A 14,282-nucleotide genomic window follows, 5' to 3' on the forward strand; every position below is an offset into this window, starting at 1 on the left:
CCGATAAAATCACAGAATGGTGGCAGGCATCACCATGGTGCCTGGTCGTGTAGGGCCCGCGGCGGGCCAGGTGGCTCACCTCCAGGGCGTGAGCGGGCCGGACGGATAGTCCACGCCCACAAGCGTGAGGCCCTCTGCCGGTGCCGTGGGGCCGGCGGCCCTGCGGTCGCGCGCGGCCAGGGCATCCGCCAGCCACCGGGCGTCCCGCTGCCCGCGACCCACCTCCACGAGGCTGCCCACGATGATGCGCACCATGTTGTGCAGGAAGGCGTTGCCACGCACGTCCACGACGACCAGCTCCTCGCCCGCCTCGCATACCTGTGCCACCTCGATGGACGTCAGGTTGCGGCAGAGCGAGCGGCCACCGCGGATCAAGAGCTCCGCGGACGTCGCCTTGCAGAACGACGTGAAGTCGTGCTCGCCCACGAGGGCCTGCGCGGCGCACGCCATGGCACCAACGTCCAGACGCTCGATGCCGCGGATCCACCAGGCATGGCCCCATGCCATCACGGGCCGCGCCATCCCACACACCAGACGATAGCGATAGTGGCGCCCCTGGGCGTCAAGGCGCGCCGAGAACCCCCGAGGAGCCTGGTACAGCCCCCGTAGGGCGAGGTCATCCGGCGTCAACGCCACGATTGACGAGCGCAGGCGCCGACCGGGCAACGTGGCCTCCTCAACCGTGATGGGAACGCTCGCATGCTGACCGAGGGCATGCACCCCCGCATCGGTACGTCCGGCCACCTCCATCTCGATGGGGCGCCTGAGCACGGTCGTCAGCGCCTCGCGCAGCTCGCCGGCCACCGTGCGCCGTCCCGGCTGCTCGGCCCAGCCCGAGAAGCCCGCGCCACGATAGCCCAGATGCATCACCATCGTGGCACCCCGGACCTCTCCCCTGCCCATCAGGCGCCCTCCCCCATCCAGAGCCCCGCTGCGGCGAGCTCCGAGGGGGCGAGCGCCGCCGCAGGACGCACCGCGGCAGGGTCTGCATGATGCTCGCCGATCATCTTCTCCATCCACACCATGTCGTACCAACGGCCAAACTTGCAGGCGCACTGGTGGAAGACGCCCACGCGACGGAAGCCCATGCGCTCATGGAAGCGTAGGCTGGCGTTGGTGAGGTACTCGTCCTCCCGCTGCGTGCAGGCGACGCAGGCGTTGAGGCTGAGGATGCCCTGTGCCTGCGACACGCCCTCGAGCGTGTCGTACAGCCTGCGTCCCACGCCCCTGCCGCGCGTGTCCGGACGCAGGTAGATGGTCGTCTCCGCAGACCAGTCGTAGCCCGCGCGCCAGTTGAGGCGCCCCGTGTGCGCATATCCCAGCAGGGTGCCCGTCGCGCCGTCCTGTGCGACCAGGTAGGGATAGTGCCTCAGGATGCGTGCCATGCACTCGGCACACTCGTCCACGGACGGAACGACCGTGTCGTAGCAGACGGCAGTCTTGCGCACGTAGAACGCATAGATGTCCACCAGTTGCCCTGCATCCTCCGGCTGCGCCATACGCACTCTCACGTTACCCATGCGACACCACCTTCCGTTGCGATGAAAGCGTGACGATATGCAGAGAGGGGCCCGCAGAGCGAACCCCTCGCATACCAACAGTGGTTAAGATGGCTACTCGGCGTCCTCTGCGGACTCCTCGACCTTCTCTACTTCTTTGACCTTCTCGACCTTCTTGACGCTGGACGAGCCAGCCTTGCCGGCCTTCCTGACGGACTCGGTCACGAGCTCGATGATGACGACCTCGGCGGCGTCACCTTTGCGGGGGCCGAGCCTCATGATACGCGTATAGCCGCCATTGCGGTCGGCCCACTGGCCCTGTGCGGCACGGTCGAAGACCTCGCGCACGAGCTCCTTGTCGCCCACCAGCCTGATGGCGAGGCGACGAGCGTGCAGGTCGCCCCTCTTGGCCCACATGACCACGCGGTCCACGTCGGAACGAATGGCCTTGGCGCGCGGCTCGAGGGTCTTGATGCGATCGTTGGCAAAGAGGGCCGCAACGAGGCCCCTCTTCATCGCCCTGGTATGGCTGGCATCGGTGCCGAGCTTCATACCCCTCTTCTTGTTGTGTCTCATGGTCTGGTTACTCCTCATTCAAACGAGCGACGAACCCTAGGCCTTGAGACCAAGGCCCATCTCCTCGAGCTTGTCCTTGACTTCCTCGATGGACTTGACGCCAAAGTTGCGGATGTTGAGCAGGTCGTTCTCGGAGAAATCGACCAGCTGGCGCACGGAGTGGATGCCGGCGCGCTTGAGGCAGTTGTAGGAGCGGACGGAGAGATCCAGATCCTCGATCTGCTTGTCAAGCTCGGTGTTGTCCTCCTCCCCGCCCTCGGCGAAGATCGAGACGTCCTCCTGGGGCTCCTCCTCCACGGAGACGCTCATGAAGGCACTCATGTGCTGATTGATGATGTTCGCGGCCTCGACGACGGCATCGCGCGGGCTCAGGGAGCCGTTCGTCTCCACCTCAAGCACGAGACGGTCGTAATCGGTGTGCTGGCCGACGCGACAGGGCTCGACGCTCTTGGCGCACCGATGCACGGGAGAGTAGAGCGAGTCCACATGGATGATGCCGATGGGGTCGCTGTCGCGCTCGTTGTCGGCACCGGAGACGTAGCCGCGGCCGCACCCGATGCGCATCTGCATGGAGAGGTGGGCACCCTCGCCCAGCGTGCAGATCACATGGTCGGCATTGACGAGCTCGAACTCGGCAGGAACCTTGAAGTCCCCACCCGTGACGGTGCAGGGACCATCGATCGAGATGGAGGCGGTCGCCTCGCTACCCGTGCCCACGCTGCGGAACACGAGGCCCTTCACGTTGAGCACGATGTCGGTGACATCCTCGTAGACGCCCTCGACGGTCGTGAACTCGTGCTGAACGCCATCGATCTGGATGGCCTCGACCGCAGCGCCCTCGAGGGAGGACAACAGCACGCGACGCAGGGAATTACCCAACGTATCGCCATAGCCGCGCTCGAGCGGCTCGGCGGAGATGCGCGCCACGTTCTCGCTGACCTCCTCAACGGAAACCTGTGGGCGGATGAATTCTGACATGAAATCCTCCTACCTGTTCGCGTTACTTGGAGTAAAGCTCGACGATGAGCTGGGCATCGATCTCGAGATCGATCTGGTCGCGGACAGGAGTCTGAAGCACGGTGCCCTGGAGCCTTTCGATGTCAACCTCGAGCCATGCGGGAACGGCCATGTGCTCGGAGGAGACGATGGCCTCCTTGATGGGGAGCAGATCCTTGGCCTTGGGGGCCACAGATACGACGTCTGCGGCCTTCACCTGGTAGGAGGGGATGTCGACGCGCTTGCCGTTCACGTTGATGTGACCATGGCGCACGGTCTGACGGGCCTCCTTGCGGGTGCGGGCAAAGCCGAGGCGGAAGACCACGTTGTCGAGACGGCTCTCGAGCAGGCTCATCAGGTTGTCACCGGTGATGCCCTCGGTCTTCATGGCCTTGTCGTAGTAGCCACGGAACTGCTTCTCGAGGACGCCATAGATGAACTTGGCCTTCTGCTTCTCGCGCAGCTGGGCGCCGTACTCACTCTCCTGACGGCGGCGACGGCGGGGCTGACGGTTGGACTTCTTGTTGATGCCCATCGCGATCGGATCGATCCCGAGCTGGCGGCACCTCTTGAGGACAGGGGTCCTATCAACTGCCATGTGTTCTGTCCTTCCTTGCTACACGCGACGACGCTTGCACGGACGGCAACCGTTGTGCGGAATGGGGGTCTTGTCCTGAATGCCCGAGACCTCGAGGCCGGCGGCCTGGAGCGAGCGGATGGCGGTCTCGCGGCCGGAACCGGGGCCCTTCACGAACACGGCGACCTTGTGCAGGCCGTGCTCCATGGCCGCCTTGGCGCACGCCTCGGCTGCGACCTGGGCCGCGAATGGGGTGGACTTGCGGGAGCCCTTGAAGCCCACGGTGCCGCCCGACTGCCATGCGATGACGTTGCCCGCGGGGTCGGTGATGGAGATGATGGTGTTGTTGAACGTGCTCTTGATGTGGGCCTGGCCCACGGCGATGTTCTTGCGCTCGGCGCGGCGGACGCGCGTGTGCTGCTGGTTCTTCTTAGGCATGCTCTGCTCCCTAGCCCCTCTTCCTGGCACCGATCTGACGCTTCTTGCCCTTGCGAGTGCGAGCGTTGGTGTGGGTGCGCTGGCCATGGACGGGGAGGCCCTTGCGGTGACGGAGGCCGCGGTAGCAGCCGATCTCCATCAGGCGGGCGGTGTTCTGACGCACCTCGCGGCGGAGGTCGCCCTCCGTGGTGAAGTGAGTGCCGATGCAGTCACGGATCTTGGTGACCTCATCCTCGGTCAGGTCCTTGACGCGGGTGTCGGGGTTCACGCCGCACTCGGCGCAGATTCGCTTGGCGCTGGTTGCGCCGATGCCATACAGATAGGTAAGACCGACCTCGGTGCGCTTGTCGCGCGGGAGGTCGACACCGTTGATACGTGCCAACTTCGAGCTCCTCTCTTAGCCCTGACGCTGCTTGTGGCGGGGGTTTTCGCAGATCACGTACACCTTGCCATGGCGACGAATGATCTTGCACTTGTCGCACATCTTCTTAACCGAAGGACGTACCTTCATCATGCTTCCTTCCGGTAGTTCTCATACGAACCGTCGTGCTACCGGTAGAGCCAGGTGGAGCTGGCCTACCTTATCTTGTCGCCCAGCCGCAGGCGTGAACGTCGATGCTGCCATCGCTACTTGTAGCGATAGGTGATGCGACCCCTCGTGAGGTCGTAGGGGGAAATCTCGACGACGACCCTGTCGCCGGGAAGGATTCGAATGTAGTTCATGCGAATCTTGCCAGAGATGGTGCACAGGATGGTCTTGCCGTTTTCGAGCTCGACGTTGAACATTGCATTGGGAAGGGGTTCGATAACCTTACCCTCGAGCTCGATGCCGTCTTGCTTTGCCACCTTACCTACTTTCTGTCGCGAGCCACAGCAATTCCGTATCATACAGAAAACCACACATATTCATCCCTCCCCCGCACGGAACTACACATTTCCTGCGAAGAGGGAGGGTGTGTCATCAGCTCTCAGGGGCGTCCGCGGACTCTGGGGGAGCGTCCTGGCCCTCGGGCGCCTCCCCTTCCGACGCGCCCTCCGCCTGGGCATCGTCCGCCCCCTCCGCATCGGAGCCACCCTGCATCGCACACCACGGGCCAAGCTCGTCCGCCGTAAGGATGAGGGGGCCGTCCTCGGTGATGGCAACGGTGTTCTCGAAGTGAGCCGCCGGCATGTCGTCATCCGTGACCACCGTCCACCCATTGGGCAGCGTGTGATTGTCATAGGCGCCAAGCGTGATCATGGGCTCGATGGCAATGACCATCCCCACCTGCAGCTTGACTCCGCGGCCCCGCTTGCCATAGTTGGGGACGTTGGGATCCTCGTGCATGGCATGGCCGACGCCGTGGCCCACGTACTCGCGCACCACGCCATAGCCGTTCTCCTCGGCAAGCGACTGCACCGCATGGCCGATGTCGCCGAGATGGTTGCCAGGAAGCGCCTGCTCGATGCCCGCCTTGAGGCAATCACGCGCGACATCGCACAGCCCTTGCACGGTGGTGGAGACGGCGCCCACATAGAACGTCCAGGCATTGTCACCCACCCAGCCACCATACGTGGCACCCGCGTCGATGGAGATGATGTCGCCCTCCGAAAGCGTGACGGTGGGCGAGGGGATGCCATGCACGATCTGCTCGTTGGTGGAGGTGCAGATGCTTCCCGGAAAGCCATCGTAGCCCTTGAACGTGGGCCTTGCCCCACACTCGCGGATGAAGAGCTCGACCGCCCGATCTATCTCCTTGGTGGAGACACCCGGACGCACGAGGCTGCCCGCCCGGCGCAGAGCCTGCTTGGCGAGCGACCCCGCAGCCCCCATCTGCTCGATCTCGGCCTCTGTCCTGATGTGAATCATAGGCCCAGCAGGGACTTGACGTCCGCGTAGACCTCGTTCACGTCGCGATCGCCGTCGACCTGCTTCAGGATGCCGTGACCGGCGTAGTACTCCACGAGGGGTGCCGTCTTATTCCCGTAGGTCTCCAGGCGCTGGGCGATCGTCTCGGGTTTGTCATCGTCACGCTGGTACATTTCGCCGCCGCAGCGGGGACACGCATCCACGCCCGCTTGGGCGGTGTAGCCACACTCGCGGCAGGTACGACGTGAGCTCAGACGATTGATGATGACCTCGGGCCTGACATCCACGAGCAGCGCGACGTCGAGGTCGATGCCCATGTCCTTGAGCTCGGAGTCGAGCACGACGGCCTGCTGGCTGTTGCGCGGGAAGCCATCAAGGATGAAGCCCCTCTTGGCATCGTCCTCCTGCAGGCGCTCCTTCACGAGGTTGATCACGAGCTTATCGGGCACGAGCCTACCCGCGTCCATGTAGCCCTTGGCCTCCTTGCCCAGCTTGCTCTGCGCCTTGACGGCGGCACGGAGCAGGTCGCCCGTTGAGATGTGCGCAAGACCGTACTCGGCGACGAGCCGCTGTGCCTGCGTACCCTTACCAGCGCCCGGGGCGCCTAGGAGAACGATGTTCATGCTTTCCTCTCTCTCGAGTGGTGTCTTCGTCCCTCTGACCAACGTGTGCATGAGTCAAGTCTACACGCCTCGTCCTCGTTCTGGCACGGGTTTCCGGCAGAGAGGGGTCCTCGGCGCACACAGTTCCCACCCCTGTGCGCCGGGTGGGCCTCCAGGGACCCGGCTCGGGCATCCGTGACGGTATATCAGAGCCACGTTAGAGCCACGCGATGGCGGCATGGGAGCGAAAGGGCCCCAAGTGCGTGCCGACATCGAGGCGCAGGGTGGATTCGTCGGGGAGTCGGGGGCAACCCAGCGCCCTCGCGGACCTCGATCCTGGGCTTTCGTCGCTCGCGGGTGTCGCCAACGCGCCGTGGGCACGCAACCGAGCACGCACTTGGGGCCCTTTCGCTCCCCTATGGGCACATTACCCGCACAGCGGGTGGGGTCCCTGTATGGGAAGGGGCCCGGCCCGAAGGCCCGACCCCTGAGACTTCCGCCGCACGATGCGGAACCTACTTGAAGAATCCCTCGTAATTGTGCATCTTGAGCTGAGACTCCAGCTGGGAGATGGTATCCATCGCCACACCGACCATGATGAGCACCGAGGTGCCACCGAAGGCCTGCAGGAGCTGGTTGCCTGTGAGGGAGAACAGGATCGACGGAATCACGGCAAGGGCTGCCATGAAGAGGGCCCCGGGGAGCGTGATGTGGTCGAGCACACCCTTGATGTAGGACGCGGTGGCGCTGCCGGGACGAACGCCGGGGATGAAGCCGCCGGCCTTGCGGAGCTGGTCGGACGTCTCGTCGGGATTGAACACCATGGAGGTGTAGAAGTACGCGAAGAAGACGATGAACAGCACCGAGAGCACCCAGTTGAGCCAGCCGGAGGCCAGCGCGTTGGCGACCGTCTGCACCCATCCCACGTTGGGGAAGAAGACGGCGAGCTGGGCGGGCAGGTACAGCAGAGCGGAGGCGAAGATGATGGGCACGACGCCGGCCGTGTTTACCTTGACGGGCAGGTAGGTGGACTGCCCGCCCATCATGCGGCGACCGACGACGCGCTTGGCGTACTGTACCGGGATGCGGCGCTGGCCACGCTCGATGCGCACGATGAACGGGATGATCAGCATGATGACGACCAGCGTCACGATGGTGATGAGCGAGCCCATGTCGGAGGTGTTCCACGTCTGCGCGAGCGTGGGGCCAAGGCCGGCCATGATGTTCACGAAGATGATGAGCGACATGCCGTTTCCGATGCCGTACTGGGTGAGCACCTCGCCCAGCCACATGATGATGATGCCACCCGTGAGCAGCACCACCACCACGATGACGTTCTCGAGCATCTCGGGGACGCCCGGCATGGCGGAGAAGTTGATGCCCTGGCTCTTGAACAGGAACAGGTAGCCGATGGCACTGACGAATGCCAGCGCGATCGTGAGATAGCGCGTGTACTGCGTGATCCGGTTCTGGCCGGCCTCGCCCTCCTTGGCAAGCTCGCCGAGGGACGGCACGACCGCCTGCATCATCTGGAGGATGATCTGCGCCGTGATGTAGGGCATGATGCCCAGGCTGAACACGGAGACGCGGGCGAGGCTGCCACCCGAGTACAGGTTGAGCACCGCGAGCGCGCCGCCCTGTGACGTGATGGCCTGGCCCGCCTCGATCCACTGCCTAAAGGGGATGCCCGGTGCGGGAATGTAGGCGCCCAGTCGGTACAGGAGGAGGATCCCCACCGTGATGAGGAGCTTCTTCCTGAGCTCAGGAACCTTGAAGGCGTTAGCGATTCCCCTTAGCACGCCTCTTCGACCTTTCCGCCGGCGGCTTCTATCTTGGCCTTGGCAGAGGCGGAGACCTTGTCGACCTTGACGGTGAGCCTCTTGGAGAGATCGCCGTCGCCCAGGACCTTTACGGGGATGTAGTCATGCTTGATGACGCCCTTGGCCCTGAGAGACTCGGCATCGACGATCTCGCCATCCTCGTAGAGGCCCTCGAGACGGGCGACGTTGACGGGCGCGAACGCCACGCGGTTGCGGTTCTTGAAGCCGGGGAGCTTGGGCAGACGCATGGCGAGCGGCTGCTGGCCACCCTCGAAGCCGGCGCCCTTGCCGCCACCGGTGCGGGAGAGCTGACCCTTGGTGCCCCGCCCGGCCGTGGTGCCGTAGCCGGAGGAGGTGCCACGGCCAATGCGCTTGCGGGCCTTCCGCGCGCCCTCTGCGGGACGAAGATCATTGAGCTGCATGTGGGTGACTCCTAGTTCTCTTCTACCTCAACAAGGTGCTTGACCTTGAAGATCATTCCACGAACGCTCGGGTTGTCGGGCAGCACGGAGACGTCGCCGATCCTGCGAAGTCCCATGGCGCGGCAGGTGCGAGTCTGGTCCTCCTTGACGGAGGCAACGGCGCTGCGCACGAGCCTGACGGTAAGCTTCTTCTCGTCTGCCATGCCTTACGCCTCCTTCCCGTTGAACATCTCGGAGACGGTGAGGCCACGACGGTCGGCGGCCTCCTCGGGACTGGTGAGGGACTTGAGGCCCTCGGCGGCAGCCTTGATGCTGTTGAGGGCGTTGTCCGTGCCGAGGGACTTGGACAGCACGTTGGTGATGCCCGCAAGCTCGAACAGGGGACGGACCGGACCGCCGGCAATGACGCCGGTACCCTCGATGGCGGGCTTGATCAGGACGCGGCCCGCACCGTAGTGGCCCTCGACGGCGTGGGGGATGGACCCACCCTCGGTGAGGGGCACCTTGAACATGCTCTTCTTGGCGTCGTCGGCGGCCTTCTGGATGGCCAGGGGCACCTCGGCGGACTTGCCCATGCCGATGCCAACGTTACCCTTGCCGTCGCCCACGACCACGAGGGCGAGCAGGCTCATGCGGCGGCCACCCTTGACGGTCTTGGACACACGGTGGATGTAGACTACGCGCTCCTGAAGATCGGAGTCATTCTGGCGCTTGCGATCACGTGGCATTCAAATCCTCCTAGAACTTCAGGCCCGCTGCACGGGCACCGTCTGCGAGAGCCTTCACACGGCCGTGGTAGATGCGGCCACCGCGGTCGAAGGTGACCTTGCTCACGCCAGACTTCAGGGCGCGCTCGCCGATGAGCTTGCCGACGAACTCGGCGGCCTCCTTGTTGGAGCCGATCTTGCCCGTGGCACGGAACTCGGGGCTCAGCGTGGAGGCGGAGCAGATGGTCTCGCTGGTCACGTCATTGACGACCTGAGCATAGATATGCGCGTTGGTGCGATGCACGGTGAGGCGGGGGCGCTTGGCGGTGCCAAAGACCTTGGCGCGGACGCGACGCTTGCGACGCTCGAGACCCGCCTTCTTTGCCTGGTACTTGTTCATTCGTTCTCCTTAGCTACGCCATCACCTGACGGGGTGATGGTCTTTCCTCTGGGCTGGTGAGGCTTACTTGGCAGCCTTGCCGAGCTTCCTGCGGATGTGCTCGCCCTCGTAGTGGATGCCCTTGCCCTTGTACGGCTCGGGCGGCCTCTTGGCGCGCACCTCGGCGGCCACCTGACCCACCTGCTCCTTGGAGATGCCCTTCACCGTGATGTGGGTGTTGTCGGGCACCTCGAAGGTGATGTTGTCGGGGCAGGCGTACGCGACGGGGTGCGAGTAGCCCAGCGAGAGGTCGAGGTCCCTGCCCTTGAGCGCGACACGGTAGCCGACGCCCGCGAGCTCGAGCTTCTTCTCGAAGCCCTCGGAGACGCCGAGCACCATGTTGTTGATGAGCGTGCGCGTGAGGCCCTGCTGGGCGTTGGACTCGGTGGTCTCGTCGTTGCGGACCACGCAGATCTCCTCGCCCTCCTGCCTGATGGTCACGAGGTCGGAGAACGTGCGCTCGAGCTCGCCCTTGGAGCCCTTGACGCTCACGTGGCCGCCGTCGATGGTCACGGTCACACCGGCAGGGACCGTGACAGGCTTCTTACCAATACGAGACATTGTCTCCTCCTTACTTCCTGTCAATCCTTACCAGATGTAGCAGACGACCTCGCCGCCGATGCCCAGCTTGCGAGCATCGCGGTCGCACATCATGCCCTTGGAGGTGGAGATGACGGCAGTGCCCAGACCACCCAGCACGCGAGGAAGGCCCTCGGCGGAGGAGTAGATGCGCAGGCCGCACTTGGAGATGCGCTTGATGCCGCGGATGATGCGGGCGTGCTTCCTACCGTACTTGAGGGTGACATGCAGCGTCTTCTGGGGCTTGGTGTCCTCCACCTCATAGGACTCGACATAGCCCTCCTCGCAGATGACGCGGGCGACCTCGACCAGCACCTTGCTCGAGGGCATGGAGACCTCGGGCTTGCCGGCGGAGTTTGCGTTGCGGATGCGCGTCAGCATGTCTGCGATGGGATCAGTGACCTTCATTGATTCTGTCTCCTTCGTTAGTGATGAACCAGCGCGTGCGGTTCACACGGGCCCCTGGCGGGTGTGCCTGCACGCGAGAGCCCCGACCTACCAGCTTGCCTTGCGGACGCCGGGAAGCTCGCCCTTGCTCGCGAGTTCGCGGAAGCACACGCGGCACAGGCCGAACTTGCGATACACGGAGTGGGGACGCCCACAGCGCTGGCAACGGCTCTGCTTGCGCGTAGAGTGCTTCGGCTCACGCGACGCCTTGACGATCATCGATGTCTTAGCCACAAATCCTCCTTCAGGAAGAGGCCCCGGCTCCCCGGGGCAACTTGCACGTTTGGTTAGTCCTGCTTGAACGGGAAGTGGAAGGCCTCAAGCAGCGCCTTGCCCTCCTCGTTGGTGTTGGCGGTGGTGACGATGGTGATGTCCATGCCACGGGTGTGGTCGACCTTGTCGTAGTCGACCTCCGGGAAGATCAGCTGCTCGGTGACGCCCATGGAGAGGTTGCCGCGGCCATCGAACGACTTGGGGCTGATGCCACGAAAGTCGCGGATGCGCGGGATGGCGATGGCGATGAGACGGTCGAGGAACTCCCACATGCGGTCGCCACGGAGCGTGACCTTGGCGCCGATGGGCATGCCCGCACGCAGATGGAAGGTAGCGATGGACTTGCGGGCGCGGGTGACCAGGGGCTGCTGGCCGGTGATGGCGCGCAGGTCGGCAATGGCGCCGTCGATGGCCTTGGAATCGGTGGCCGCCTCGCCGACGCCCATGTTCACGACGATCTTCTCGAACTTGGGAACCTGGTTGACGTTCGTGTACGCGAACTTCTTCTGGAGCTCGTCACGCACGGTGGCGACATAGCGCTCCTTGAGGCGCGGGACGTACTTCTCTTCTGCCATGTGACACTCCTTGACTCTTGGGGTCTTAAGCACGGGGTTGGCCACTGTTCGGTTACCCTCGCACCTCCTGGCCTGGCATGCCAGGAGCCATATGTGCCTGACCTGGTCGAGACAGAATCGTCCCCACCCAGTCATACGGATTGTAATGGTACGCGTTTGGGAAAGCGATTGCCAGCGGGCATGGCCTGCATCCACCCTCCCCGTGGCAAATCCACAATTGCCAGCCCTGTCGGCCCTGATGAGCCCCCATCGCGCCCCGCCCTTCCCATGCCTGCAGCCCCTGGCGACAGGCAGGGATCCGTACTCTGGCGGTGCGGGGAGCGAAATGGCCCCAAGTGCGTGCTGGCCTCGCGTCCCATCCCCGCCAGGAGAGCATCCAGCGAGCCCACATAGGGAAAGGAAATCTTCTTTCGTCGCAAAAACAACGCTTTGGTCCAGCTGAGCGCACCGATCTGCACCTTCTAGGGACCCAACACCCGCTATGCAGCACGCACTTGGGGCCATTTCGCTCCCAATCGCTCACTCTAGGCTATAACTGCGCGTCAATCAATCCGGGAAAGAACCATACACCTCCTGTCAGACACGTGCAGCAATCCACCTTTCTTTAAGGTGCCGCTCAAGGAACCACTGAGCGAGTAGGGCTTTCCCCTCCATGCATCCCCTATGGTCTTTGTACTCTGCCAGATGAGCCGGGGGGTGCCCATGATTGTCGTCTCACATGAGAGTGCGCTTGCCCTGTGGCGCTCGACCGCCGAAGAGCCGCGGGGCATTGACGTACACGCATGTGATGGGATCTTCAGCCCCGTGTTGGGTGCTGGGCAGAGGATCGACCGACGCGCAGGCGGGGCACGGGCCACCTGTGGCTTTTGGCAGCGACATCAGCGAGAGCCTGATCCTCAGTACCAGTTAAGCCCCCGTGCATGGCCCGGGAAGCAAGCGTCCCTCACCGCAGGCGCGTGCCGTTGTGCCCTGGGAGAGCTACACCACCTGCGCCACGCGATCGAGGTCGATGGCATCACACATGTGCTCTGCCCCTCTCGGTCTGGACGCACCGACGTGCCTGACATCAAGGCGCACCTGTGCACGAGGAAGCTTTCCGGCAGGGACCTCTACGTCCTCACGGATGGCGTGCTCGTCTGCAGCCCCGAACTCACCCCCCTTCATCTAGCGCGCGGAGCCACCCAAGCCAAGGTTGCGCTTCTGGCAACAGAACTCTGCGGCCTTTACAGCCTGGATGAGACGACACGGGATACTGGCGCGGGGTTCAAGGGCAGAAAGGCACCCCTCACACAGCCGCGTCTCATCGCGCACATGCTCGATCGTCATCCGGGTGCCCCGGGAAGTCCACTGCTGCGTTGCGTGCTCCCATTTGTCGCACCCTATGCCGCCTCCCCCATGGAGGCCAAGATTACCCTGCTCCTCTGCCTCCCCCGAAGGTGGGGAGGGTACGGTCTGCCGCTCGCCAGCCTGAACGCGTCCATAAGGCTCTCGCCTCAAGGCGAGGTGCTGATGGGGCTCCCCGCCATTGCGGGTGACCTCAGCTGGCCCCAGTCTCATGTGTCCATTGAGTACGACAGCACGGCCGCGCATGGCATCAGCATGCGCGGCACATGGATGACGCACGACGACGTCAAGCGAACCATGCGTGAGGTCGAGCGACGTCGCAAGCGCGACGAGACGAGGCTCTCGGCCCTCAGTGCATCGGGTTGGCAGGTGTATCCCCTGGTCGACACCACGGTGCATGATCGCGAGGCACTTGACGCCGTCGCGCGTGCCGTCGCCCGAAAGCTAAGGAGAAGGCTCAAGCGGGACACGGCGGAGTCTCTGGCGCATCAGATGCGTCTCCGAAAGGGGCTCGGGTTCGAGCGCTCATGATGTGATGTTTAGCCATACGATGGCGGCAGAGGAGCGAAATGGCCCCAAGTGCGTGCTCGGCTGTGTGTTCATGACGCGTCGGCGGTGTCCATGGATGGCAAAAGCCCAGGATTGGGATTCGCTGAGATTCGTGAAGGCGGCAGATGGCTCCCGATTTCCCGATGGGGCCGCCTTACGTCTCGATGTCGGCACGCACTTGGGGCCAGTTCGTTCCCTCAAGAACACAAAAGGGTGCCCCGGTCTCAGCCGGGGCACCCAGAACGTTCGCCTATGGGATCAGGAGCTAGACTTCCTCGCCGGACCTCTTGGCATAGCGAACCTTGGTGCCGTTCTCGTCGAAGCGATAGCCAACGCGGGTGGGCATGTCGGTCTTAGGGTCGATCAGCGCGACGTTGGACACGTCGATGGCGGCCTCCCTCTCGACGATGCCACCCTGCTCGCCCATCTGCGTGGGCTTCTGGGCCTTCTTGACCATGGCGACGCCACGGACGACGACCTTGCCCGCGGTCGGGATGGCGCGCACGACCTCGCCGCGCTTGCCCTTGTCCTTGCCGGAGAGGACCTCCACCTGGTCGCCCTTCTTAATCTTCATCTTAGGCATGCTGCTC

At 63.9% G+C, this 14,282-nt stretch carries 22 protein-coding genes; 1 reads left to right on the forward strand and 21 read right to left on the reverse strand.

Features of this window, described 5'->3' with window-relative positions; translation table 11 throughout:
* Positions 1-75: 75 nt before the first annotated feature.
* From truA to rplE, 20 genes are all read right to left on the reverse strand, one after another.
* Complete coding sequence (truA, locus tag J2S71_RS01760) at positions 76-903, reverse strand: tRNA pseudouridine(38-40) synthase TruA (protein ID WP_307388404.1); 828 nt, start codon at positions 901-903, stop codon at positions 76-78.
* Positions 903-1,520: a GNAT family N-acetyltransferase gene (locus J2S71_RS01765; protein ID WP_307388406.1), complete on the reverse strand. Its 618-nt coding sequence runs from the start codon at positions 1,518-1,520 to the stop codon at positions 903-905. Before J2S71_RS01765 ends, truA begins: the two co-directional genes overlap by 1 nt.
* A 93-nt stretch (positions 1,521-1,613) precedes the next feature.
* Positions 1,614-2,075, reverse strand: coding sequence for a 50S ribosomal protein L17 (rplQ, locus tag J2S71_RS01770; RefSeq protein WP_307388408.1), 462 nt, complete (start codon positions 2,073-2,075; stop codon positions 1,614-1,616).
* Between the two features lie 36 nt (positions 2,076-2,111).
* Positions 2,112-3,053 (reverse strand): DNA-directed RNA polymerase subunit alpha, encoded by a 942-nt coding sequence (locus tag J2S71_RS01775; RefSeq protein WP_021727058.1) that lies wholly within the window; start codon positions 3,051-3,053, stop codon positions 2,112-2,114.
* Positions 3,054-3,075: 22 nt separating this feature from the next.
* Positions 3,076-3,669 (reverse strand): 30S ribosomal protein S4, encoded by a 594-nt coding sequence (gene rpsD / locus J2S71_RS01780; protein WP_021727049.1) that lies wholly within the window; start codon positions 3,667-3,669, stop codon positions 3,076-3,078.
* Between the two features lie 18 nt (positions 3,670-3,687).
* Complete coding sequence (gene rpsK / locus J2S71_RS01785) at positions 3,688-4,086, reverse strand: 30S ribosomal protein S11 (RefSeq protein ID WP_021727048.1); 399 nt, start codon at positions 4,084-4,086, stop codon at positions 3,688-3,690.
* A 10-nt stretch (positions 4,087-4,096) separates the two neighbouring features.
* Positions 4,097-4,468, reverse strand: coding sequence for a 30S ribosomal protein S13 (gene rpsM / locus J2S71_RS01790; protein ID WP_307388411.1), 372 nt, complete (start codon positions 4,466-4,468; stop codon positions 4,097-4,099).
* Between the two features lie 15 nt (positions 4,469-4,483).
* The gene (rpmJ, locus tag J2S71_RS01795; protein ID WP_013252436.1) at positions 4,484-4,597 is read right to left on the reverse strand and encodes a 50S ribosomal protein L36; all 114 of its coding nucleotides are present in this window, start codon (positions 4,595-4,597) and stop codon (positions 4,484-4,486) included.
* A 116-nt stretch (positions 4,598-4,713) separates the two neighbouring features.
* Positions 4,714-4,932 carry a translation initiation factor IF-1 gene (gene infA / locus J2S71_RS01800; protein WP_040652360.1) on the reverse strand — a complete coding sequence of 73 codons (219 nt, stop codon included), beginning with the start codon at positions 4,930-4,932 and terminating at the stop codon, positions 4,714-4,716.
* Positions 4,933-5,047: 115 nt separating this feature from the next.
* A complete protein-coding gene (map, locus tag J2S71_RS01805; RefSeq protein ID WP_021727117.1) occupies positions 5,048-5,935 on the reverse strand; it encodes a type I methionyl aminopeptidase in 888 nt (295 codons plus the stop codon).
* The gene (locus tag J2S71_RS01810; RefSeq protein ID WP_021727129.1) at positions 5,932-6,558 is read right to left on the reverse strand and encodes an adenylate kinase; all 627 of its coding nucleotides are present in this window, start codon (positions 6,556-6,558) and stop codon (positions 5,932-5,934) included. The genes map and J2S71_RS01810 overlap by 4 nt, the downstream gene beginning before the upstream one ends.
* Positions 6,559-7,052: 494 nt before the next feature.
* On the reverse strand, positions 7,053-8,336 hold the full coding sequence (gene secY / locus J2S71_RS01815; RefSeq protein WP_307388414.1) for a preprotein translocase subunit SecY: 1,284 nt from the start codon (positions 8,334-8,336) through the stop codon (positions 7,053-7,055).
* A complete protein-coding gene (rplO, locus tag J2S71_RS01820; RefSeq protein ID WP_307388416.1) occupies positions 8,330-8,779 on the reverse strand; it encodes a 50S ribosomal protein L15 in 450 nt (149 codons plus the stop codon). The genes secY and rplO overlap by 7 nt, the downstream gene beginning before the upstream one ends.
* Before the next feature lie 11 nt (positions 8,780-8,790).
* Entirely contained in the window at positions 8,791-8,982 is a 192-nt protein-coding gene (rpmD, locus tag J2S71_RS01825) for a 50S ribosomal protein L30 (RefSeq protein ID WP_307388417.1), read from the reverse strand.
* 3 nt (positions 8,983-8,985) lie between these two features.
* On the reverse strand, positions 8,986-9,507 hold the full coding sequence (gene rpsE, locus J2S71_RS01830; RefSeq protein WP_307388419.1) for a 30S ribosomal protein S5: 522 nt from the start codon (positions 9,505-9,507) through the stop codon (positions 8,986-8,988).
* 10 nt (positions 9,508-9,517) lie between these two features.
* Entirely contained in the window at positions 9,518-9,886 is a 369-nt protein-coding gene (rplR, locus tag J2S71_RS01835; protein WP_021727053.1) for a 50S ribosomal protein L18, read from the reverse strand.
* A gap of 63 nt (positions 9,887-9,949) precedes the next feature.
* The gene (rplF, locus tag J2S71_RS01840; RefSeq protein WP_307388421.1) at positions 9,950-10,486 is read right to left on the reverse strand and encodes a 50S ribosomal protein L6; all 537 of its coding nucleotides are present in this window, start codon (positions 10,484-10,486) and stop codon (positions 9,950-9,952) included.
* A gap of 27 nt (positions 10,487-10,513) precedes the next feature.
* Entirely contained in the window at positions 10,514-10,912 is a 399-nt protein-coding gene (gene rpsH / locus J2S71_RS01845; RefSeq protein WP_021727072.1) for a 30S ribosomal protein S8, read from the reverse strand.
* Positions 10,913-10,999: 87 nt separating this feature from the next.
* Entirely contained in the window at positions 11,000-11,185 is a 186-nt protein-coding gene (locus J2S71_RS01850; RefSeq protein WP_307388423.1) for a type Z 30S ribosomal protein S14, read from the reverse strand.
* 53 nt (positions 11,186-11,238) lie between these two features.
* Positions 11,239-11,799, reverse strand: a complete 561-nt coding sequence (gene rplE, locus J2S71_RS01855) for a 50S ribosomal protein L5 (protein ID WP_021727139.1) — start codon at positions 11,797-11,799, stop codon at positions 11,239-11,241.
* A gap of 1,056 nt (positions 11,800-12,855) precedes the next feature.
* Between rplE and J2S71_RS01860 the strand changes: the two genes are divergently transcribed.
* Entirely contained in the window at positions 12,856-13,674 is an 819-nt protein-coding gene (locus J2S71_RS01860; protein ID WP_307388424.1) for a hypothetical protein, read from the forward strand.
* A 283-nt stretch (positions 13,675-13,957) separates the two neighbouring features.
* Here J2S71_RS01860 and rplX read toward each other — a convergent pair whose 3' ends face one another.
* Positions 13,958-14,275, reverse strand: a complete 318-nt coding sequence (gene rplX, locus J2S71_RS01865) for a 50S ribosomal protein L24 (RefSeq protein WP_021727076.1) — start codon at positions 14,273-14,275, stop codon at positions 13,958-13,960.
* Between the last annotated feature and the right edge of the window lie 7 nt (positions 14,276-14,282).

The organism is Olsenella profusa DSM 13989 (assembly GCF_030811115.1).
GTDB classification, from domain to species: Bacteria; Actinomycetota; Coriobacteriia; order Coriobacteriales; family Atopobiaceae; genus Olsenella_F; species Olsenella_F profusa.